Source organism: Methylobacterium sp. J-026, from assembly GCF_022829585.1.
Lineage (GTDB): Bacteria > Pseudomonadota > Alphaproteobacteria > Rhizobiales > Beijerinckiaceae > Methylobacterium.
The window spans coordinates 1-22172 of the sequence record NZ_JAKSYC010000147.1 but is presented as its reverse complement, the minus strand read 5'-3'; the positions used below and the strand labels follow the sequence as shown (position 1 = coordinate 22172).

At 55.3% G+C, this 22172-nt stretch carries 14 protein-coding genes and 2 pseudogenes; 7 read left to right on the top strand and 9 right to left on the bottom strand.

Translation table 11 applies throughout. The features are described 5' to 3' along the window. Nucleotides 1–1733 precede the first annotated feature (1733 nt). Nucleotides 1734–2270, bottom strand: a complete 537-nt coding sequence (locus tag MKK69_RS14135) for a Panacea domain-containing protein (RefSeq protein WP_243968666.1) — start codon at nt 2268–2270, stop codon at nt 1734–1736. A 155-nt stretch (nt 2271–2425) separates the two neighbouring features. Between MKK69_RS14135 and MKK69_RS14130 the strand changes: the two genes are divergently transcribed. Beyond that, entirely contained in the window at nt 2426–3235 is an 810-nt protein-coding gene (locus tag MKK69_RS14130; RefSeq protein ID WP_243968664.1) for a class II aldolase/adducin family protein, read from the top strand. A 144-nt stretch (nt 3236–3379) separates the two neighbouring features. Here the strand turns inward: MKK69_RS14130 and MKK69_RS14125 are convergent, their stop codons facing one another. Next, on the bottom strand, nt 3380–4279 hold the full coding sequence (locus MKK69_RS14125) for a LysR family transcriptional regulator (RefSeq protein ID WP_243968662.1): 900 nt from the start codon (nt 4277–4279) through the stop codon (nt 3380–3382). Nucleotides 4280–4424: 145 nt separating this feature from the next. Here MKK69_RS14125 and MKK69_RS14120 point away from each other — a divergent pair, with 145 nt between their 5' ends. Beyond that, nucleotides 4425–6566 (top strand): malate synthase G, encoded by a 2142-nt coding sequence (locus tag MKK69_RS14120; RefSeq protein WP_243968660.1) that lies wholly within the window; start codon nt 4425–4427, stop codon nt 6564–6566. Between the two features lie 193 nt (nt 6567–6759). Here MKK69_RS14120 and MKK69_RS14115 read toward each other — a convergent pair whose 3' ends face one another. From MKK69_RS14115 to drt3a, 3 genes are all read right to left on the bottom strand, one after another. Then, nucleotides 6760–7587: an EscU/YscU/HrcU family type III secretion system export apparatus switch protein gene (locus MKK69_RS14115; protein WP_243968658.1), complete on the bottom strand. Its 828-nt coding sequence runs from the start codon at nt 7585–7587 to the stop codon at nt 6760–6762. 902 nt (nt 7588–8489) lie between these two features. Further along, nucleotides 8490–10418 (bottom strand): antiviral reverse transcriptase Drt3b, encoded by a 1929-nt coding sequence (drt3b, locus tag MKK69_RS14110; RefSeq protein ID WP_313900853.1) that lies wholly within the window; start codon nt 10416–10418, stop codon nt 8490–8492. Further along, nucleotides 10408–11673, bottom strand: a complete 1266-nt coding sequence (gene drt3a, locus MKK69_RS14105) for an antiviral reverse transcriptase Drt3a (protein WP_313900852.1) — start codon at nt 11671–11673, stop codon at nt 10408–10410. The genes drt3b and drt3a overlap by 11 nt, the downstream gene beginning before the upstream one ends. Before the next feature lie 232 nt (nt 11674–11905). Here drt3a and MKK69_RS14100 point away from each other — a divergent pair, with 232 nt between their 5' ends. The 3 genes and pseudogenes from MKK69_RS14100 to MKK69_RS31350 all read left to right on the top strand — a co-directional run bounded on the left by MKK69_RS14100 (nt 11906) and on the right by MKK69_RS31350 (nt 13488). Beyond that, entirely contained in the window at nt 11906–12475 is a 570-nt protein-coding gene (locus tag MKK69_RS14100; protein WP_243968667.1) for a recombinase family protein, read from the top strand. 72 nt (nt 12476–12547) lie between these two features. Further along, nucleotides 12548–13171: a cyclin-dependent kinase inhibitor 3 family protein gene (locus MKK69_RS14095; protein ID WP_243968653.1), complete on the top strand. Its 624-nt coding sequence runs from the start codon at nt 12548–12550 to the stop codon at nt 13169–13171. Further along, nucleotides 13171–13488: pseudogene (locus MKK69_RS31350) on the top strand (ADP-ribosylglycohydrolase family protein). The gene MKK69_RS14095 and the pseudogene MKK69_RS31350 overlap by 1 nt, the downstream one beginning before the upstream one ends. Nucleotides 13489–13527: 39 nt before the next feature. On the opposite strand, the gene MKK69_RS14085 reads toward MKK69_RS31350, so the two are convergent. The 4 genes from MKK69_RS14085 to MKK69_RS14070 all read right to left on the bottom strand — a co-directional run bounded on the left by MKK69_RS14085 (nt 13528) and on the right by MKK69_RS14070 (nt 21538). Then, nucleotides 13528–14919 carry a hypothetical protein gene (locus MKK69_RS14085; protein ID WP_243968649.1) on the bottom strand — a complete coding sequence of 464 codons (1392 nt, stop codon included), beginning with the start codon at nt 14917–14919 and terminating at the stop codon, nt 13528–13530. Nucleotides 14920–16771: 1852 nt separating this feature from the next. Beyond that, entirely contained in the window at nt 16772–17200 is a 429-nt protein-coding gene (locus MKK69_RS14080) for a hypothetical protein (RefSeq protein WP_243968647.1), read from the bottom strand. A 433-nt stretch (nt 17201–17633) separates the two neighbouring features. Next, the gene (locus MKK69_RS14075) at nt 17634–20177 is read right to left on the bottom strand and encodes a hypothetical protein (RefSeq protein WP_243968645.1); all 2544 of its coding nucleotides are present in this window, start codon (nt 20175–20177) and stop codon (nt 17634–17636) included. Nucleotides 20178–20530: 353 nt separating this feature from the next. After that, nucleotides 20531–21538: a tyrosine-type recombinase/integrase gene (locus MKK69_RS14070; RefSeq protein WP_243968642.1), complete on the bottom strand. Its 1008-nt coding sequence runs from the start codon at nt 21536–21538 to the stop codon at nt 20531–20533. 137 nt (nt 21539–21675) lie between these two features. Between MKK69_RS14070 and MKK69_RS14065 the strand changes: the two genes are divergently transcribed. Both MKK69_RS14065 and MKK69_RS30995 read left to right on the top strand, forming a co-directional pair. Then, complete coding sequence (locus MKK69_RS14065) at nt 21676–21849, top strand: hypothetical protein (protein ID WP_243968669.1); 174 nt, start codon at nt 21676–21678, stop codon at nt 21847–21849. Beyond that, nucleotides 21846–22172 (top strand): annotated as a pseudogene (locus MKK69_RS30995) (hypothetical protein); the annotation flags it as partial. The gene MKK69_RS14065 and the pseudogene MKK69_RS30995, both read left to right, overlap by 4 nt.

The window sequence follows — 22172 nt, the reverse complement described above, 5'->3', positions numbered from 1 at the left end:
GCTGAGCAAGCCCGCCTTGGGCAATTTCTTCGCCATCCCGGGCCTGGCCCTGCGGATGCCCGGCATGGCCCGGCCGGGGGGGCTGTTGCTGCTGGCCCGGAACGGCCAGGACCGCCGCCGGCTGGCGATCGGCGCCGGGATCGGGGCGGCGCTGGCGGGGTAGGGGACCGGCCTCGGCCGGATCTGGATCACATCGCTGTCGAACGCCAAGGAATTCAAAAACAAGCGCTTTTCCCCTCCCCCTTGCGGGGAGGGGTCAGGGGTGGGGGTGGTTCAGAATCGAGCGTTCCGGTGCCTCCTGCACCACCCCCACCTCCGGCTCCTCCCCACAAGGGGGAGGAGAGAGCGTCTCGACCAGCGATGTGTGGATCTCGTAGTCACGGGGGAGGAGAGAACGCCGCGTCCACCCACGCCGCCGCGGCCCCGCGCGACGCGCCGCCGGGGGCATGGCCCAACCCGCCGCCGGGGAGACGCGGGACGCCGCGAAGCCCGAACGCAACGTTGCAAAGCCGGCTTCCCGGCGTCCCGCGGACGGGCGCGCGCACCGGCAGGCCGGTGCCCGTCCCCGTCCGATTGTGCGTCCGGTGTCCGTCACGCGGGGGGCGCGAATGACGCTAAGCCGGTCCCGGGTTGCGCATCGCACCCCGGCGCTTCCGAGCGAGCCTTCGTCGCACGCCCCCTCGTCGTGGAGGGCGCCGTCAAACCGCCGCACCGCCCAGGACAGGGTCGGCCTCAAAGCCTTGAGCGGCCGGGGCATTTCCTCCGCCGGCCGCCGCCCAGCCCGAGCCGGGGGGTGTCGCGCTCCCGCGCCCGGGGCTGCCGCAGCCGACGGCAGACGCAGGCACCGCCCCAGCCGCCGCCGGCCCGGCGGCTGACCGGACCGACGCCCCGAAGCGTCTCACGACGCGTCGCGGCGGGGTGGGAGACTTGGAGCATGGATTAGGAATTTTGTCAAGGGCGAGCGTGGATGCGCGGTCGCCCACCCACGACCTCATCCTGAGACGCCCGCACTAGCTTGCCTCGAAGGAAGGCTCCAGCCGGCCGCGCGACCACTGGAGGGATCCTTCGAGGCGGCTGCACCGCACCTCAGGATGAGGGCGCGGGTGGGAGAAAGAGTTGGGATCGTGTCTGCCGTCTCTCTGAAGACATGTGGGCAAGTGCCTCACGCACCGATGGACTGACGGCGTCAGGGCTGACAGGCATCTGCGCCGGCTTAAGAAGCATAATAGGCAATGCTGATGCCAAATATTTAGTGATCCGGCAGTCAAGCATCATGCTTGATCTGTCCTTAAAAGGTGTTTGGCAACGCTATTGAAAATGAGGGCCGCACTCTAAGATTTCCCGGAATTTAGCCTGCTAAGATCACTAGGCCTAAGAAATGTTTCGATTTCTCTTTTATCCGTCTCAGAAATGAGCCTCGCTTCCCAAACACTGGCCAATATATCTGTTACGAGTTCCGTATGCAAAGTTCCTATAACACCCTTATCGTCAAGTGATTGCTCAACAATATATTCGTCTAAATCAAGCGGCTCGCCACATTCAAGATAACTATCGTGTCTTAGGAAAAGATGATGTGGGTGCCGATCAAGTTTTACAGGATTTTGCCAGTTTCCTTCAGAATTTATTCGAAAGAAAAACCCCAGTTCCGCCTGTACGCAAACAACCATTTTCGGCCCTGGGGGCCGGATGGTGCCATCGTGTATCCAGATTACATCGAGTGGGCCTAGCAAGGCTCATAACCTTATGTGCGGCGCAGCTTCCTTCAGATAAGCGACTTTCGCGCTTTTGTCAGGCCCATCAGCAAGCATGTCCTCATAGCGCATCAATCCGAGGTTTGCTGCCTGCCAATCCTTGCCATGAGTTGCCGCTGTCCTAGCAGTAAATGTCATACTTCTTGACTTCTCAAATCCTATTTTTATGCAATCCAAATCACTTTCAGACATCGACGAAGTGTCAACAATGGAATCGCTAGTTTTTTCTAAGTGGAAACCATTCAAGCGCCACGGATAATTGTCGATACCAAGTTCGCCAAGCCAAATGGGATCGCTCTTAGTCATTTCGTAAATTTCTAAAGGGACCGGGCCGAATTTCATTGCCCTATATGTTGCCCCAAAAATTGGGCGATTGAACGCATTGAGATGCTCAATATCGCCAAAATAGCAAGATTTTAGTATAGTATGAAGGTCAGAATTTTGGACATGACTGAGCATTAGCCGGATGGCTGCGTAAGATTTATTCGCTGAAAATTTAAACCGAATGTCCTTGCTCATATTGACATTTTCTATCACACGTGACTCGCGGCGTATAGGTGGTAGCGCTGCGGATTTGAAACCGTGTGGCATATCCGCCAATGTGCCGTCCGCCCAGGGATCCCGGGACCGCGTACGCCGGGCAGCGATCCCAAAAACCATCAGGGAGCCGTCGCATGAACGCACCCACCCCCTCGATCGTCGCGGACCAGTCCGAAGAGTCCGGCCCGGAACTCCAGGCCGAGATCCAGGCGATGCGCGTCGATCTCGCGGCCGCCTACCGGCTGATCCACCGGCTGGGGCTCGACGACAGCATCTACACCCACATCTCGGCGCGGCTGCCGGGGGGCGGGCACCGGTTCCTGATCAATCCCTACGGGATGCGCTTCGAGGAGGTGACCCCCGACAACCTCGTCACCGTCGATATCGACGGGCGGGTGATCGCGGATCCGATGGGGCTCGGCATCAACCCGGCCGGGTTCACGATCCACAGCGCCATCCACGCCGCCCGCCACGACGCGGTCTGCGTGCTCCACACCCACACGGTGGCCGGCGTCGCGGTCTCCTGCCAGGAGGAGGGGCTGCTCGCCCTCAATCAGTGGTCGATGCAGTTCGCCGGCCGCGTCGCCTACCACGCCTATGAGGGCATCGCCCTCGACCTCGACGAGCGCCAGCGCCTCGTGGCCGATCTCGGCGACCAGCCCGTCATGGTGCTGCGCAATCACGGGCTGCTGACCTGCGGCCGCTCGGTCGGCGAGGCGTTCAAGCTGATGCACAACCTGGAGCGGTCGTGCCGGGCCCAGCTGGCCGTCCAGGCCGCCGGCGCCCCGGTGATCCGGCCCTCCTCCGCCGTCGCCGCCAAGACCGCCGGGCAATACGCCGCCGGCTACGACCGCGTCGCGCGCCAGGGGGCGCCCGACAGCGAGTGGGCGGCGTTCAAGCGGATGCTGGCACGCACCGATCCGGATGTCTTTCCGCAGGGGTGAGGCGCGCACGGCGCCCGGATACGGGCACCGGCCGGACCGGGGGGCCTCGCCCTCTCCCCTCTGCGGGGGAGGGCGGGCGCGGGGCAGTTGCGGACTGCCGCATCCGTCAATCCTGCGACGGGTCCAGGCGCGCGGCGCCCCCGCTCACGGCTCCGCTCCGGTGCCGCCCGACCGGTAGCGCTGCTTCAGGAACGCGATGAACGCCCGGGTCTTGGCCGGCACGAAGGCCCGGCTCGGATAGACCGCGAAGATCCCCGCCGAGGCCGCGGCCGCGTAGGCCGGCAGCACCACCTCCAGCACCCCGTCGCGCAGCTCCGCCTGCACGTCCCAGGTCGAGCGCAGGGCGATCCCGAGGCCGCCGATCACCGCCTCGCGCACCACCTCGTTGGAATGGGTGCGCAGCGGCCCCGACGCGCTGACCGTGCAGGGGCCGTCCGGCCCGATGAGCCGCCAGGGATTCTGGTTCTCGGTGGCGAGGCAGACATGGCCGCGCAGGTCGTCGAGGGTCTCCGGGCGCCCGATGGCGTCGAGGTAGCCCGGCTGCGCGCACAGCACCCGCCGCACCGGGGCGAGGCGCACCGCCGTGAGGCCGGAACTCGCCAGCGCGCCGACCCGGATCGCGAGGTCGTAGCCCCGCTCCACGATCGATTCGAAATCGTCGCTCAGCTCCAGGTTGAGCACGAGGTCGGGGTGCAGGGCGAAGAAGGCCCGCAGGTGCGGGACGATGTGCAGCCGCCCGAAGGAACTCGGCGCCGTCACCCGCAGGGTCCCCCGGGCCCGGGTCGCGTTCTGCGACACGAGGCTCTCGGCCTCCGCGATGGCGTCGACGATCGGCGCCACCCGCCGGAAGAACTCCGCGCCGACATCGGTGGGGACCAGGCGGCGGGTGGTCCGGTGCAAGAGGCGCACGGCCAACCGCTCCTCCAGCCGCTTCAGCCGCTTCGACACCACCGCCACCGACAGGCCGAGTTCGGACCCGGCCCGGGTCAGGCTGCCGGTCCGGACCACCCGGGCGAAGATCTCCAGGTCGCTCTGGTCGTGCATTCTCAACGCTGCGGAAAGAATCAAATCCCTTTTGGCGCCTTTTTCGCGGGCGCCAAGGGGTCTAACCCTGGAGGCCTCAAAAAATTTTCACGCGCCGTTCGACTTTTTCTGACGGAGGGCGCCGCCGCAGCGCGAAGGAATCACCATGTCGGGTCTCGTCGTCACCGCCGAACTCCGCAGCTTCCTGGACACGGAGGCGCTGCCCGGCACGGGGATCGACGCGGACCAGTTCTGGTCCGGCTTCGCGGCCCTCGTCCGGGATCTGGCACCGCGCAACCGGGCGCTCCTCGACCGCCGCGACGGGCTCCAGGCCGACATCGATTCCTGGCACCGCGACTATCGCGGCCGGCCGCACGACCCGGCCGCCTACGCGGCCTTCCTGACGCGGATCGGCTACCTGCAGCCGGAGCCCGGCGCGGTCCGCGTGACCACGGAGCACGTGGACGCCGAGATCGCCGCCATCGCCGGCCCGCAGCTCGTCGTGCCGATCTCCAACGCCCGCTACGCGCTCAACGCCGCCAATGCCCGCTGGGGCAGCCTCTACGACGCCCTCTACGGCACCGACGCGATCCCGCAGGACGGCGCCCCCGGCACCGGGTTCGACCCGGCCCGGGGCGCCGCGGTGGTGGCCCGGACCAGGGCGTTCCTCGACGCGACGGCGCCGCTCAGCGTCGGCGCCTGGGCCGATGCCGAGGGCTTCTCCGTGGCGGATGGGCGGCTCGCCGTCGCCCTCGGCGCCGGCCGCAGCGCCGGCCTGACGGGCGGGGCGGACCTCGCCGGCTTCACCGGCGACGCCGCGGCGCCGACCGCGCTGCTGCTGCGCCACAACGGTCTGCATATCGAGATCGTCCTCGACCGGTCGAGCCCGATCGGCCGGACCGACCCGGCCGGCATCGCCGACGTGGTGCTGGAATCGGCCCTCTCGACCATCATGGACATGGAGGATTCGGTCGCCGCCGTGGACGCGGCCGACAAGGTCGCGGTCTACCGCAGCTGGCTCGGCCTGATGCGCGGCGACCTCGTCGCCCGCCTGTCCAAGGGCGGCCGCACGCTCGAGCGGCGGCTCGCGGAGGACCGGACCTACACGGCCCCCGACGGCGGGCGCCTGACCCTGCCCGGGCGGTCGCTGATGCTGGTCCGGCATGTCGGCCACCACATGTACACGGACGCCGTGACCCTCGACGGCGCCGAGATCCCCGAGACGATCCTCGACGCGGCGGTGACCGCGCTGATCGCCCTGCACGACCTGAACGGCACCGGCCCCCTGCGCAACAGCCGGACCGGCTCGGTCTACATGGTCAAGCCGAAGCTGCACGGCCCCGAGGAGGTCGCCTTCGCGGTGGCGCTGTTCGGCCGGGTCGAGGCCCTGCTCGGCCTCGCGCCGCGGACGCTCAAGATCGGCGTGATGGACGAGGAGCGGCGCACGACCCTGAACCTCAAGGCGGCGATCGCCGCGGCCGCCGACCGGCTGTTCTTCATCAACACCGGCTTCCTCGACCGGACCGGCGACGAGATCCACACGTCCCTGGAGGCCGGCCCCATGGTCCGCAAGGACGCCATGAAGGCGACCGCCTGGATCCAGGCCTACGAGGACGGCAACGTCGATGCCGGCCTCGCCTGCGGGCTGCCGGGCCACGCGCAGATCGGCAAGGGCATGTGGGCCGCCCCCGACCGGATGGCCGCGATGCTCGAGGCCAAGGGCGCCCATCCGGAGGCCGGCGCCAACACCGCCTGGGTCCCGTCCCCCACCGCCGCGACCCTGCACGCGCTGCACTACCATCAAGTCGATGTCCGCGCCCGCCAGGCCGAGCTCCGCACCCGGGCACCGGCGACCCGGGACGCCATGCTGACCCTGCCGCTCGCCGCGGGCGCCTTCGCGCCGGAGGCCATCCAGGAAGAACTCGACAACAACTGCCAGGGGATCCTGGGCTACGTGGTCCGCTGGATCGACCAGGGCGTCGGCTGCTCGAAGGTGCCCGACATCCACGAGGTCGGGCTGATGGAGGACCGCGCCACCCTGCGGATCTCAAGCCAGCACATCGCCAACTGGCTGCGCCACGGGATCGTGGACCGGGATCAGGTCGGCGCAGCCCTGCGGCGGATGGCGGGCGTGGTGGACCGCCAGAACGCCGGCGACCCGGCCTACCGGCCCATGGCCCCGGGCTTCGACGGGCCGGCCTTCCGGGCCGCCGAGGCCCTGGTCTTCGAGGGCGCCCACCAGCCGAACGGCTACACCGAGTTCGTGCTGCACCGGTTCCGCCGGGAGGCGAAGCGCCGCGCGGCCTGAGTCTGGCCGGGACCGGATCACGGGTCTCCCAAGGGCGGCAAGCCCTTTGGCCGGGTTCGGGGGCGGCGCCCCCGAGCGCAGGGCTCAGCCCGGCACCCGCAAACGGTCGCGGCGCTTCTGAAACCGGGACCTCCCGACCCGCGACCGCCCGGGCAACGCCGGTCGGGCCATAGCCCCGGCCTCCCGAGATCCCTCAGCGCCGCTTGCGCGTCATCACGTAGACCAGCAGGTTCGCCACCGCCCGGTAGAATTCCGCCGGGATGGCCTGGTTGATCTCCACATGGTCGTACATCGCCCGGGTCAGGGCCTTGTCGATCACGATCTCGATCCGGTGCTTCTCGGCGATCTCCCGGATGCGCAGGGCGATCAGATCCGTGCCCTTGGCCAGCACCATCGGGGCGTCGTTCTCGGTCTGGTCGTAGCGCAGGGCGATGGCGTAGTGGGTCGGGTTGGCCAGGATCATCGTCGCGCGGGGCACCGCCGCGATCATCTGCTTGCGCAGCCGGTCCTGCGCCAGGGAGCGCATCTTCGCCTTGACCAGCGGATCGCCCTCGACCTGCTTGAACTCGTCCTTCAGCTCCTGCCGCGACATCCGCAGGTCGCGCTGCCACCGCAACCGCGTCCAGACCAGGTCCCCGGCGACCAGGGCGATGGTCGCCACGCTGACCGCGGAGATCAGGCGGACCGACAGGGTCAGGAGGAATTCGGGCAGCCCGATCGGGTCCATAAACATGACATTCACGATCTCGTGCCGGTCGGCGCTCAGCACCATGAACGACATGCTGCCGATCGCCAGGAACTTGAAGAGACTTTTCCCGAACTCGACGAGGCCTTGTACACTGAAGATTCGGCTCCAGCCGCTGACGGGCGAGATGCGGGACCATTGCGGCTGGATGCGATCCAACACGATGCGGGGTGCGTTCTGAAAGATCGAGGCCGCGAGCCCGACGACGAGCAGGATCAACAGGACCGGCAGCAGGAACCGCCCCATCTCCAGGGACAGCGCGTGGACGAGGTGCATGGCGTCCCGGCTGGTCTATCGTCCATCCTACATGCTCACCGGACGATAACCCGACCACTCCCTACAATCCCAAAACCGTCCTTCTTTCAGCGTCTTAGCAACGCTTTACCTACCATAATCGGCCTACGAGAGGAAGTTACGAATGGTGCGGTTTTTGAAGGCCGGTGTGACAGATTGTGACCGGACCATGGGTAGTCGGAGCACCATAGCCGAAGCCTGATCCGACGTTCCCACGACGATAGGGTGAGCACGGGACGGACCTTAGCCGCCAACATCAACCGGCGATCCGAAACCGGGCCGTGAAGCCATAGGAGATCGTGAACTGATACTCTTGTTCCTGTCGCTAACCGACGGGAATTGGTCCAAGGGACCGTCAAGCTGGATCCGGGTGTCGATCCGAAGCACGGTTAGAGACACACTTGGGAGACGCGCGCACTTGGGGCTGGGATCGAGGAACGCTTACGGGATGCGATCACCGGCCACCGCGTCGCTTTTGTAGGTCGGCGATATGAGACACCGACCCTCAAGATGGTGGCGGACGCTATGGATCGGTTCTCGCGATACCCTGTCGAGGCCATACGCCGGCCTAACCTAGACGGCTCGTTCCAACGTTATCGCGACGATAGGACCAGCACGGGGCGGCCTGTAGAAACTCACATCGACTGACCAACTACCTAGGCTGAAGCAGGGGTGAATCGCGGTGCAATGCTCGATCAGTTAGACAGGAGCATTAGCGAACCATCTAAACTGGATGCCGGGAACAAAATGGATAGAGAGACCGCCAGAACCGATATGTGTGTGTCATTTACTCTTGTCGAAGACTTGAGCTCCTGAACTCAGGACGAAACCGTCCTGTAACCCGTCTTGCGACGGGTGCTTCAGCCTGGCGGCCCCAATCCCCTTTAGCTCCACGCGTAAACCGGGCGCAACTCCTTTTTACGAAGAAGATGTTCGACGCTCATACCCGACCAATCGGTAAAACCTACTCGACGCCTTAAATTATCAAAATCCTCATGGGATAGATTTCCACCAAACAGAGATGTATAAAGCTGCAATCTCTCGGTTTTTGAGATTTGCTCATCCCCTATATACTCACAGAAAAACAGATATTCCTCCGTGTCACGAAGAATATCAACTCCATCTTTTATTATCCTCAATTTCGCCTTCGCATCCAGAGCATCGATTTCGGCACGATGCATCTTCTCATTTCGCAACAAACAAAATTTACAAGTGATATAGGCGAAGTACTTTATCTCATGAGCATTTGAAAAAGCTGCAATCACCTCTATGATTGTATCGTTTTCCAAGAATTCGTCGCCTATGAAATAGCAGCCACATATCAAAAGGTTGTAAAGTTCGACCCTATCAATCTGACCGAACGACTCAGCATTCCTAGACCGCTCGGATTTGATGATATTGACGATCTCTTCCATCACAACGTGCTTTATAGTGTCCAATTGTTCTTCTGCAAGGAAAGCCTCGCTATCTTTAATAATTAGAGCAATCTGACATATCGAATAGGTAGTTCTAACTCTGACGTCCATGGAGCAAATATAAAACGCTAACTCAAGCAGCATCGTTGCAATATCGCCCACTAACTCATATTGCTGAACGAGCTCCGGCATCTTCAAGAGGTTTAGGCTTTTTACTATGCACTTGCGCAATATGGACATCGCCCATCCGCTGATATTTGCAAATGAAATGCCATACTTCGCAACGATTACACGGGTGTTCTTAGTCTGAGACCTTATAAAACCTAAAACTTCTTTATGATCTGCGGCTTGATAGCTTTCAATACTCGACAATCGTTCTTGAAGTAATCTCAAGATCGGGCCTAATTCGCCTCTAGCTAAAGTGATACCGGATACAAACGGCCTGGATGATTCGATGATCTTTCTTTCATTTAAGAATAACTTGTAGAACTGGAGATGCCCTCTGAGGTATCTTTCAATTTTATCAAGCACAACACTGCTATTGGCAAACATTGCATAGTCGTCTACGTATCGCCTGATATCATAATCGATACCTAATTTAAGTTTCTCCGCATCGAGTTCAGTTACAATTTTACGGTCTACGTCTTGTAGAATTATTTCGGCGAATAGGCGTGAGAACTCCGGCCCAACGACGATTCCATTAGTTTCGTTATAATTACAGCCTCTCATCAGGGCATCGAATTCATTTTCGAAGCTATAGGAAATGGAGTTATCTTTCGCAAAAAATTTTGACTTTACAGCCCAGCTAAGAGAATGGGTGTATATATTATAGAAACATTTTGAAATATCGGCAGATCTAAGTAACTTAAACCTTGACTCTAATCTGATGAACTCGCGAGACTCCATGAATTTACCTAGAAGATTGTACTTACCATAAATAAAATAAGATGTTAGATGGTCTACGGCCGGCTGCTCATCTTCACCAATTTGCTCAGGCAGGCCTAGCTTAAGGGTTGCTGATTGACCACGAGTTGAGCGTGGGCTGTAAGGAGAAGCAATCTCGACAGGTCTTCTTAGAGTAAACTGCCCGTTGCTGGTATAGTCGATGAGGCCGCCGGAATGAGCAACGTAGAAATCTGATATGGCTTTCTGAAGTATAGGGTGTACGATTGATAGGGTTGTGGATCGGCTTTGATCCTTTGCAATGTCGTAATTGTATGGAATTGTGAAGGAGCATTTCCGCTTTAATATTTTTCCGAACGGTTGTTTGACGGCTTCCGGGAAAGGCGCACTTAGCCCAGCGTGAAATTTATCGTTTGAGAATATAACGGGCACCTCATAAGGCAATGTCTCCGTCAATAGAGCACGGTGTCTGATAGTAGAATGTTTAGCCGACATTTCGCCAAGCGGATCCCAAGAGCCGGAGTTTTTCGTGATTCATTTTGACGATAAATTTCGATGAATAGCCATGTACAAAGCTTATCCCGGTCAACCTCCGACGATGGCTCTCAAAAGGTATCGCCAAAATCATTGGTCTGTATCGACTGTTTCTGCCTCTTATGAGATTATGAAAAAAACTATTTAGCTCAACTAGTTCACTCGGTGGGGCGTTCTGCACGATACCCCCGCTATAGTCCCCGCAGTGAGGATAGCTATAGTATATACCTGCTAGAACATGCTTATCAGAACTTGTCAAAGTCATGCCCTGGCGTCTAATGCGGTAATTGCCGCTGAGTAACTCCATTCTTTGGCACAATAATTCTGCATTAGAGTCGTGCTGATATGCTCTCAGCGAGAGCACTATCCGACTTTTGATTTTCTTTATGCGCCTTTCAGATAGGCCAATCGCAATATTTCGCGGCTTTTTCTGTCCGCCTAAATCCTCTAAAACGAATTTATAGCCTAGATAATCCAAATGTTTGTTGACGCGGCTGGCCTTACTTTCATTTGCCAATATAAGTGTCGAAGATTTAGAGCTATTGAATTCCATTGGAGCGGACAAGTGCTCTCCGATTTTCTTCTCAATTTCCAAATGGTTTGTATAGCAAAATATAAGTATGTCATCGGCGTATCGAAAATAACGATATACTCCGCCTAAGTTTCTGATGCTCTTGTCGAAAGGTTCCATCGCAAGTTCCACTAATACAGAACTTAGACCCACTCCCCTGGGTAAACCAATGTCATTAGCACAGTGAGCCTCAAAAAAGAGGCGCAGATAATGACGGACCGACCGCGGTAGTGCGGTATCATAAATCAAGCGCCGCTTCACCGCCCCAATCGGTAGCGTTTCATAAAAAGATTTTATGTCGCGTCGTATAACGTAAATGGGGGTGCTTTCAGAAAAGGCTTCAGCTACACCACGGACTACCGCATCTCTATTCATGCATCGAATTCTGAATCTCTTGGTTAAAAACCTAGAGATTGACCGGAATACGAGATTTAAATCGTATTGATCATAAACGACGCAGTCGCGTCCCTTTATTCTTATGCGTCTATGGCCGCCCGATTCTATCGCTCTTTGTAATGCGCGCTCGGACGTCTTAACTACCAGTTTTTCTAACTCTTCCGTCGAACGGATCCGGAAACGGATAGAATCTCCAAATCGGACGGCGCGTTTTAAGGACTCAGCAGAGAGGGCATTGCGTTGCGCCATAGTTCGACTTCCTCAAGCTGCATCGCTCAACGGTTGACCCGAACCTATCTGTCATTTTCAGAAGTAGCGTTAGGTTCCCTTGGCGCCATCATGGCTTTTGCAGGTATACTCATAAGAGACATCGCGGCGAGACACTCGGAGTGAATCTCGGGCGTCTTTTTAGCATCGACATATGCTTTATGAGACTTTATGGTGGTTAGGTCTAGATCCTATTGAGACACAGGAGGGGTCCATAGCTACCTACGGTTATGCGAGAGTGAGCAGTTCATCACAGAGCCTCGCGATTCAGCAAGAGGCTTTAAGGATCGCAGGTTGTGATGTGATCCGATCCGAAACGCAGACCGGCACCAAGCTTGACGGCCGAACCGAGCTAGAGACGATCATGCAGTTCGCCAGGGCCGGGGATTCTATAACAGTAACGAGAATCGACAGACTCGCCAGATCCGTTGGGGACCTCGCCGCTATCGTGAGCCGGCTCGAGGCTAAGGGCGTCTCGCTACGTGTGATCGAGCAACCGGTTGATACGTCCACGGCAGCGGGACGGTGCTTCCTACAGATGCTTGGGGTGTTCGCCGAGTTTGAAACTGCGATCCGTCGCGAGAGGCAGATGGAAGGTGTCGCAAAGGCAAAGGCGGAAGGCGTCTATAAAGGTCGGAAATCGTCCATCGATGCTGGTAGGGTCAAAGCCCTTGCGTCTGAGGGTATGGGTGCTACTGCCATCGCCAAGGAACTAAACGTAGCTCGGGCATCAGTCTACCGATTGATGAATAGTTCCGCATTGCCTCGAAACAAGCCGGCGTAGGCCATATTATAATAAGTTCGCGCCATTCACGCCGGCGTTTCGATATGATATAATAATCACATCGGAGGCACCATGGCGAAGGACGATATTTGGCACGTTGGCCACGCTGTATTCGGATCTCACAGCTTACCCAGATCGAAGCGGACGATCCGAACATCGATCACTCATCCGTTGAAGATCGCTTCTATTACTGTTGGCGACAATGGCGGGCGAGTGGGAATTACCTTCTGTCCAGGCAAGAAGGATCCATCGTCAGTCGGCGGTCCTTGGGATCGTGACCTCAAAACAGACGTAGCGGCCATACGGGATTGGGACGCATCGTCGGTGCTTACCCTGCTTGAGCCACATGAATTCGATCTGCTGAAGGTCCGTGGTTTGCCTGAGGCTGTGCGGGAGGCCGGAATGATATGGCTTCACGCCCCGATCCCCGACGTTTCTGTTCCAGGGCCCGCGTTCAAAACAGTATGGAAAACGATGGGGCCTCGCCTCGTGGAACAGTTACGAGAAGGTGCGTCGGTCGTGGTTCACTGTAGGGGCGGCCTCGGTCGTGTGGGTCTAGTGGCGGCCAAACTCCTCGTGATGATGGGCGACGATTCTAGGAGGGCGATTGAACGGGTTCGCGCCATTAGACCGGGAGCGATAGAGACACCGGAGCAGGAAGCCTACGTTCTCAGGCAGGGGGCCTTCGATGTCTGATGCCGTTCGTGACCGTGCGTTGGGCGCCTTCATTGGTCCTCGCGGTGGGGGCTGCGCTCGGAACCACGCTGGAATTCGATCCGCGGGACGCCAAACTGCCCGCAACTGACATGGTAGGAGGCGCACCGTTCAATCTGCTGGTCGGGCAGTGGACGGACGATACCTAGATGGCGCTGTGTCTGGCCGACTCATTCATAGCGTGTGGTGAGTTGAACGAACGCAACCTGATGAAACGATTCTGTCGGCGGTATCTCGACGGAGAGAATAGCTCGACGGGAACGTGCTTTGATATCGGTCAACTCGCAACGGCCTCGTAAAGTTTCGCAACCTTGAGATGTCCGTATTACAGATATGAACTATTTCGACGAGGTACCAAATGCATTAACAAGTGAGTCCAGAAACTTGAAGAAAATCTCGACCCCATAACCAACCAAGAATGCAGTTGCTAGAGGAGAAAGCGATAGACTATGAGCTGGATTTACCATCCCTGATATTGCCCCGGCAATGACGGCAGTAATCATCCGAGCAGAATCAGAGAACGATGGGTGGTAAGTACGCCGACGTATAGTTTCAGAAAATGTTCTAAGTCTGTAGGCGAACGCACCAAGTACAGCATATAGAATTGGCAACGCGTATGAGCTTATTCCTCCGTACAATGCCCCATAATTGTCCCGCACATTTTCTGCAAAACTTCGGACTTCTTGAAGCGTTCTTATTTTGCAAAGCGAGTCCGCAGCATAGTTAGAAATAGCAGGATTTATTTCGAGCTGTGCTCGGGAGTCCAATTCGTTTTTTGGCTGCACCTCTGTGAGATATTTTCTATCTTTGTGTCTTTTGGCCCTTAAGTAATCTGTATTTTGTGAACAGCTTGGTATCGGATCACACTCAACACTTCTCATTGTTATATTCAGCTTGATTGATCTATTGTGTATTTCCCTAATTTTGCTACTCAGAGACTGTAGTAATTGGATATCATCCTCGCTTATGTGCACTCCATTGGGTAAGGCTACGATTTTATATATCTCGGCACATGGGTTTACTGCAAAACTATTGGTGTCGCCAGGGAATGAAAGCCTGAGCTTGGCTGCCAACGATGAAGCTGAGTCTATATCTTCTTTGATTTTACTTGATGTCGAGTCAAGAACAAACGTAAGTAGGGATATGGTAGTCGCAATTACAGTGATCGAGATCGCCCAAACCCGATTTCTTCGAAGTATAGCCCTGGTACTCTCAGAGGAACAGTTGCGAATTGTGTCTGCCGTTACATCGCCAAGCAGTTTGGTAACAACGCTATAAGAGGCATAGAAATTAGACTTCGTTGAGATATCAAACGAGCCAGATTGAAGCTCGTCTCGTGCAGCAAAAATGTTTGTCAGGTCAGATGCGGGAACAGTAATCCCTGTCTCCGATGCATATTTTACTAATACCTCTGCGTCATCAATTATATCTTCGAATGTATCTCGGGATAGAGCAATAGATTTTACACTAATATCATATGCCTGCTTCATAAGCGACGCATACGCAGCTTGAAATGCAGCTACATGCTCGGGCGTTAGAGAATTTGACCGGTTGGCATCCAATGCTGCCTGAATTGGAATCACAATATCCGGCGAGATCGTTCGACCGCCCTCGGCTGATCTTAGCAGTATAACTTCGGCATCTTCGATTGAGATTGACAAATGGTCAGTCTTGTACCCAAATATTGATTGTCCAGGCTTCAAACGACCCCAGAATTGTGCCAGTTTCATTTCTTATCCCATAGGTGGCAGCGAAACTCGAATGACTGCTATTAATAATATCAATCCAGCTTTAGCGTCTACACCTTTTTTGTGCTGATAACCGGCTAAGTCGGTCGCAATGTAAGGCGCTATTCAAGCAATTATAGTTTTATCAAGTGCAGACATGCTCGAAATCGCATATAATAGACTCGACACGAATTTTTGATCAGTTGTTTTTGTGAAATATGAACGATTTCATTTTTCGTATGTACTTGGCAATGGCTTCTGCTTCCCCTTCGCGAGATCGTCGGCATCACATCTTCTGCGATCCGTTATCGGTAAGGTATGATCGTTCTTATATTTGAAGCTAATGGTCGTCAGAGCAAACATCGCACAATCGGCGAATCCGACGTTCTTCACTGCTACAACTATAGTCTGTGGATCAGTTGATTTTGCAGTCGGCGCTACTGAATCGACTCGAAACTCAATTTGATGGTTGCAGAATGGCCTAGTTAGAACAGCTTCAAGGGCTGGCATTTCGAACGATATTCATGGCTGGTCAGTGACGCTGGGAGGGCGGGGTCGCGGAACTATACGAGTCTATCAAGCGGGATGGTGGTCTCACACCCAGGATTCCCGTTATCATTCCGAAGCGTGGCTTTGACGGGAAGCTGTGACGCTATTCCCCTCATGTTCAATCATCGTCCAAAAACCGCTCAGTATCTCCGAGAATCGTTACAGGTGATCGGCTGCTTGAAACCGTTCGTGGCCGTGTGTGATGCTTGTATGTATTCTGGGGGGATCCTGAGCGAACGGTACGGGACAACAAGTCGGAGGTCAGTGGGCAAGCTCGTTATCGTTGTGATGATGGGTGCAAAGGCCGGTGGGGTGATCGGTTTGCTCGTCGACCGGAATAATAATCAAAACAGTGATCGCGGGGACGAGCAGAGGTAGGTCGCCGCAGTCCCTATTGCAGTCTCGTTATTGCGTAGGAAGGCACGTAAGCGACTTGGACGGCCCAGGGCAAACCGCAAACGCGCAGAACCGTCGTGGGCGCTGGTGGACATCCTACGCGCTCCTGCCCCCCTCCTAATCGATCGGTGTGGGTGGGGAGTTGGTGATCTCGTTATCATAACGACGGGCTCAAGGTCCGATGCGCGACTGGCCTGTCCGTCGGACTGATAACGGGATCGGTGGCGAGCGGGACAGGGTAGAGGTAGCCCCTGTTCCTATCGCCGTCCCATCATCGCATAAGATGGCTCTAGAGCCGCTTGAACGGTCCGAGGTTCCGTAGGACGCGTAGAACCATTCGTTGGCGCTGGTGAGGTTCCTATAGGCTCCTGCCACCTTCCTGAGTGAACGATTCGGGATGGTGGGCGGCTGTAGGCGGGTGACCCTGTTATCGTAACGAGCGGGGCGCGGCTGCTGGGATGCTCAGCTGGCCTGTCGGTCAGAATGATAACGAAAACGACGATGTGGGGTCACGATAGAGGTAGATAGCCAGTGCGCCCATCATGAATCCACTATCGCATGGGAAAGGCTCAGGAGGGGCTTGAACGGCTCGGGCCAGTTGTGATGTTCAGAACCGTTCGTGGGCGCTCGTGAGGATCCTATGAGCTTATACCACGCTTTTGATGGAACGCTCGGGGTTGTCGTCGGCTGTGGGTAAGGAAGCACGTTATCATACTGACTGGTGCAAGGCTGGTCTGGCTATTGTTCCTTGACCGCATCAATCGCAGTCACGTATGCGGCGAGCAACTTATCAATAACGAACAATATTTAAAAGCGGCCCGAACTTGTTGCGCAGTTCGAGCCGCCCTATCATGGTATGAGCAACCTGCGCAACTCAAACACAGACTCGCAACTCCTCTAACATCGGCACTTAAGCGTTGCTAGACAGTTCTACCATGTTATCCTCAGATGCAACAAAACAATTCGCACTGAAATATTCCTGCGCATCCCCATCACGGATCACGTATTTCAGACCAAGCTTATCAAGATAGGCGGTGAAGGCGATCAGACCTTCCACGGTGACGCTGATCTCGAAGCTTACAATTGCCGCATGGGGCGTAAGGTGAACGATTGGCCCATTCAAGGTAGTGAACGACGGCAGATTAGTCGATTCGCTAGATGATGCGGCATCGGTAACAGCAGTACGGAAGCGCTTTACCGCTTCTCGCGCAGCTTCATCACGGGCTGATCCCCAGATGGTTACCCGGGAAATCAGCTCCTGCTCGAAAGTAGCGAGCAATGCCCCTAAAGAGCCTGGAGCATTACTCATAGCCTGCACGCTAAGTCTGGGAAACGTCATCGAACAACCTCAATCTATAGTGGGTTAACTGCGTCCGGCCGGGCGTAACCATCAATTAAGCTAACGCGGCAGATTACGCAAGTGCATTAAGAGCAAATATTGTGAGCGCGGCCTATCTATACGCCGCTCCGGCAAGTGTTGTATTGTTCATTACTGAAAATGATTTGACTTTAATTTTCTAATACACAATATCCTTTGATCTGATGATCTGACCTGAAAATATCGTAGAATCCCACCTATAAACCTTGAGTCCTTGAGTGGCGTAAAGAGGCCTGTAAATCGCAGATGCTTTTCAGGCATATAAACGTCAAATTGCTTTTCATGGCTTTGTATAATGGCTGTAATGCTGTTTTCGATTGATAATCGACGTATAATTGTTGACTTCCTGCGGGCAGCGTGGGCAATACATCGATAAATTTTTTGAACTCGAAACTCATTGTTTGTTGCTTACAATATTTTTTATGATCCGCCTCACATCCGCTTTTCGGTCCATAGGCGATGTTGCTTTAAGGGCGGCATTGAGGAGGCGACGTTCAATTTCCCATATTGAAAGCTTCGCACGTCTTAGAGCATGCGAAAGAAGGAACATGCCTCTATGTCCGTTTCCCCTTTGCCTGCCATGCGTTTCCCATCGATGCATCGCTTCTGTTATTATTATTTGCTGCTCCTCTGTCAGAACCGTTTCGTCGTTTGAGTCATGAGGGATAGGTAGATCGAAGAAATCGTTATTATTCTCCATCCATGATTTTTGCTTCAGCCACGTAGAAACGTCCAAAGGTTGTCGTCCTTCGGTTCTCTCAATGAAGAAACTTGCCTTACGATCTTGAGACTGACAGGGAAGAATTGAAAGCTGCGAAGGACCGGACCTATTATCGATCCCATCAAATCTATCGTTATGGCTTACGCCACGCTTCGCGGTTAATTTCTTTCCTTGTTTCCATCCCATTGATTTGAGCGTATGTCGTATCTCGTGATAGATTGATACGCTCTCATCTTCATACATTGCCCTACTTGTTGGTAAATATATCCTAAGGCGCGGATCCTGCTTCGTATGATTGAATGTGCTATAGGCTACGAACTGTAGTTGAGGAAATGACTGCTCGAAATCCTTGACAGTTAGATCTCCGCCCTCGATATCTAACCAGAGGCCGCGTGTTATGAGAACAGTCGTCCCATCCCGTGTTCCTCCGTTATTGGTCCTTGGATCGAAAAGCGCCCCGGTGATACAGGGTACGTCGTTTTTTTGTTCGTATATCCGTGAAGACATATCTCGTAAGAATTCTATGAATTGAGCTTCATTCCTATAGATGATTTTTGGATCAGTCCGTCTTATGTGAGCGAAATAAGAACCACGGAAATAGCGGACGAAATCACCTATAGTATTATAAGTAGTTTCGTCCTTTAAATCCAAGAAAACGACATTCTCGACAATTGCAGGTGCGATGTAACGGACGAAGTCCTCGCGAAGCGATAATGATCCCTGCTTATTTCGATCGTGATGCCTCTTTCGGTCGTTATCGTTTTCATGCTTCCGTGGTCGTCCGGCTTTCTTTTTTACCACGGGGGTCAGACCAAGCGACCTCACCACCGAACCAGGGAACCGCTCTGACAACAGTTCCGCATCTTCACGACAGGCCACCACCCACCGCGTTTCGCCCTCGATCTCATCATTCCTGAGGGATCCTCGCATAAACGCCTGATAGATGGTGTCACCCATCGCCCGTGCCTGCATGTCACGGTTAAACCCGGCCACCCGTGCGAGCACATCAGCCTGACCGGGATCATAGTTCGTGGCTATGAGGATGATCGCGTGTCGGTAGTCGCTGAAGCCGTTCTGGCCAGCGGACACAGGAGGAAGCCGTTTACCGCTCGGGCACTCCTTCAGAACGCTGGTGTCGCGTCGATCATTGTTCTCCAACCACAGGAACGGTTCACGGCCAATCACTCGGATCGCTCGTTCCCGTAGCTCGCCATTGCCCTCCTTCTCCAGCCGGTTCCGCAGGCTTTTAGAATTTCGTCCCTCATAACCGTAAAAGATAATGAGATTAGGATTTTCAGGATGGATGGGACGTAAGAGAGATCGCGTCGCCTCCTCATCCTGGCGCCAGTTTACCCCACGATCCTTCCAGTGGTGAAACGTGAACGTGTCTTCGAACCATGCCGAGGCGAACGTCACTCCATCGAATCCAATGAAGCGATCTGGCCCACGAAAGGCATAGATCGTAAGTTGACCTCTCGGTTTTAGGCCGTTTTTAAGATCGTTCAGTTGCTTGATAGAAACATAACACTGACAGTCATTTTGGATCAGTAGAGAACACACCGGTTGTAGTACACGCCACATCTCATCTTTATTCTTGTTATCGGCAATTCGTTTGAGTTCTGTTCGGTTGACGATCTTGACTCTTCCATGTATCGGTCCTGGCTCGACAATTTCAATATAGTCCGTGATGAGATTGTGGTTTTCGTGTAAATTTATTGTTTCACTCAAGAACGTTGGAATATTTTCGTCAAACAGCAACTTCCATTCAGCTTTTCCCGGAATGTACGGCAGATTGAAGAAGCACTGATGCGTTATCAGCAACACGTCGCCCGAACGCTGCTCATCCTTCAAGTATCCTAAAACTCGCGTGGAAACAGCTATGTCTGACTCATCTTCACTATGAAACATCATAATGCGAACATTTAAATCTTTCTTTTCGAGACTTCTATGCAACTCTTTGGCCAGCGCGACCGTTGGAACACAGATAATGGTATTTTTGCTTTCTTTAGATCGTACCAGCGCGATGTTTATATACGCGTTGGTTTTACCGGCTCCCGCTCTTGACGAAACGTAGCCAATTTCGATGACGGAACGTAGCTGATTAACATCGAACTGCTTGAGTCGACCCTTAAAGGATATGATATTTCTGTCTGGCTCATTAATTTTGGAATGAATAGATCTGCCGGAACTGTGACAAATATTGCTTTCAATAATCAACTTTTACTGCCTTAATATTGTTTTTACATGCGTCATCATCCAGGCGTTGATGCCTGCCGTTGAAACTCGCAATGTAAATCTCTTTAAAAAAACGCCGCTTGGCCTTCGCGACGCCGGGTTGGTCAATCGATTGTTCTATAACTATAGCCGATTCGGCACGAAACGTCAAGATATGTTAATCATAAAACATAAATAGCGCCAATCCAATATTGTTCGAGCCGTTGGTTTCTCGTGTCACTCGAGAATCAGGCGGCCACCCAAAGCAAATTACAATAATCAACTTCGCCCTATGTCGGCACTACCATAGGATGCGGTGAGACAACCGTAGCGTGTCGTCTCACCGCAGATAACAGTTATTGGGATTGAGTAGACAGCCGCGCCAGCTTAGCGGCAACGTTTTCGGGCCTTATGTGCGTATACCGTTTTAGCATACTGTAGTCACGGTGGCCCGAAATCAACGCTACTTCTGGAATACTGAGGCCGTGTTCAAAATGCCTTGAAATACCTTCATGTCTAAGGTCATGCCATCGACAGTTGCGAACCCCTGCGCACTGTAGCAACTCGGTCCACCAACTGCTCAATGTTCCATATTTGATATTGAATATGCACGGGGTATCTTTACGAATTTTGATCGACTCAAGTATACTCAGGGCGCGTGGTGTCAGCGGTATTGTACGGGCATATCCGTTCTTTGTCATCTCAATGTGAAGCGTGGATTGTTGCAAATTTAAATCGATCCATCTCGTTCTAAGTAATTCACCTTTCCTCATTGCTGTTTCGATGGCAAATTCGACAATATGTATGAACGATCTTGTTCCCCTTTCTGAGTCTGCTTTGACAAGGCGGCGCCATTCGTCGTCAGTTATACGTCTCTCCCTGCCGTTTCTCACTTTGGGCTTTCTAACTAGCTTAAATGGGTTTGTGGGTATCTTTATTCCCCAATCACTTTGAGCAATCGTAATGCAATGTGACGCTGCGGCGAGTTCTCTGACGATTGTTGATGGTCTGACCGTTTTTAATCTATTGTCCCGGTACTGTGCCACTGCCGATTCATCAATATCTTCGATCTTTGAATTATATAGTGGCGACTTTTTATAATTTCTGATGATTGATCGCTCACGACGGTGCCATACCCGTTGGAGAGCGATATCGTTATAATATCTTTCCAGTATCTCGCCAAAGGTGATATCGTTTCTCCGTTTCACGACAGATGGATCATTACTGTCACTTTTTCCGGATTCGATATCGAGTGCCCATTTGATAGCCTCGATCTTAGTTTCGAAAGTCCGAGTAAAAGATGGCAACCCTTTCAATCTGACTTGCACCTGAAACTTGCCGTTCCGCTTCCTAACCGTAGCCATCGTGTGCCTCTCTGTGCCCAAAAATGTGCCCGGACGTGAAATCTGACGGTTTGGGAGGATATAGAATGCGGGTTCTGACGACCGATAAACCATTGTCCTACAACGTTTTACCGTCGAATTTTGCGTGGACGAGGTGCATGGCGTCCCGGCTGGTCTATCGTCCATCGTACATGCTCACCCGGGCCGGGATCGGCGAGGGGCGGATCTGGCGCGTCGAGGGGGCATCCGACCGGATGCCGCGCAATCCAACGGATCCGAAGGCCCCCGAGAACAGGCGGATCGAGATCCTGCTTCAGGCGTCTCCGGGATGAGGCGGTCCCTGCCTGGCCTGATCGGCCTTCTCGTCACCGGCCTTCTTCTCGTCACCGGGCTTCCGGGACCGGCCGCCGCGGAACCGGGCCCCGCGCCGGCCGCGGCTCCGCAGGCGGAGCGCCCGGCACAGCCGGATGCCGCGCCCGCCAATCCGGTGGCCGCCAATCCGGTCGCCGCCAATCCCGTGCCGGCCGATCCCGGGCCGTCCCCCGCGCCGGCCGCGGAGGCGCAGCCCCGCAAGGACGGGCCGGTCGCGTGGGTGCGCACGCTGCAGCTGCTTCAGGATCGGGTCGCCACGGGATCCCTGGCGGCCCACGAGGGC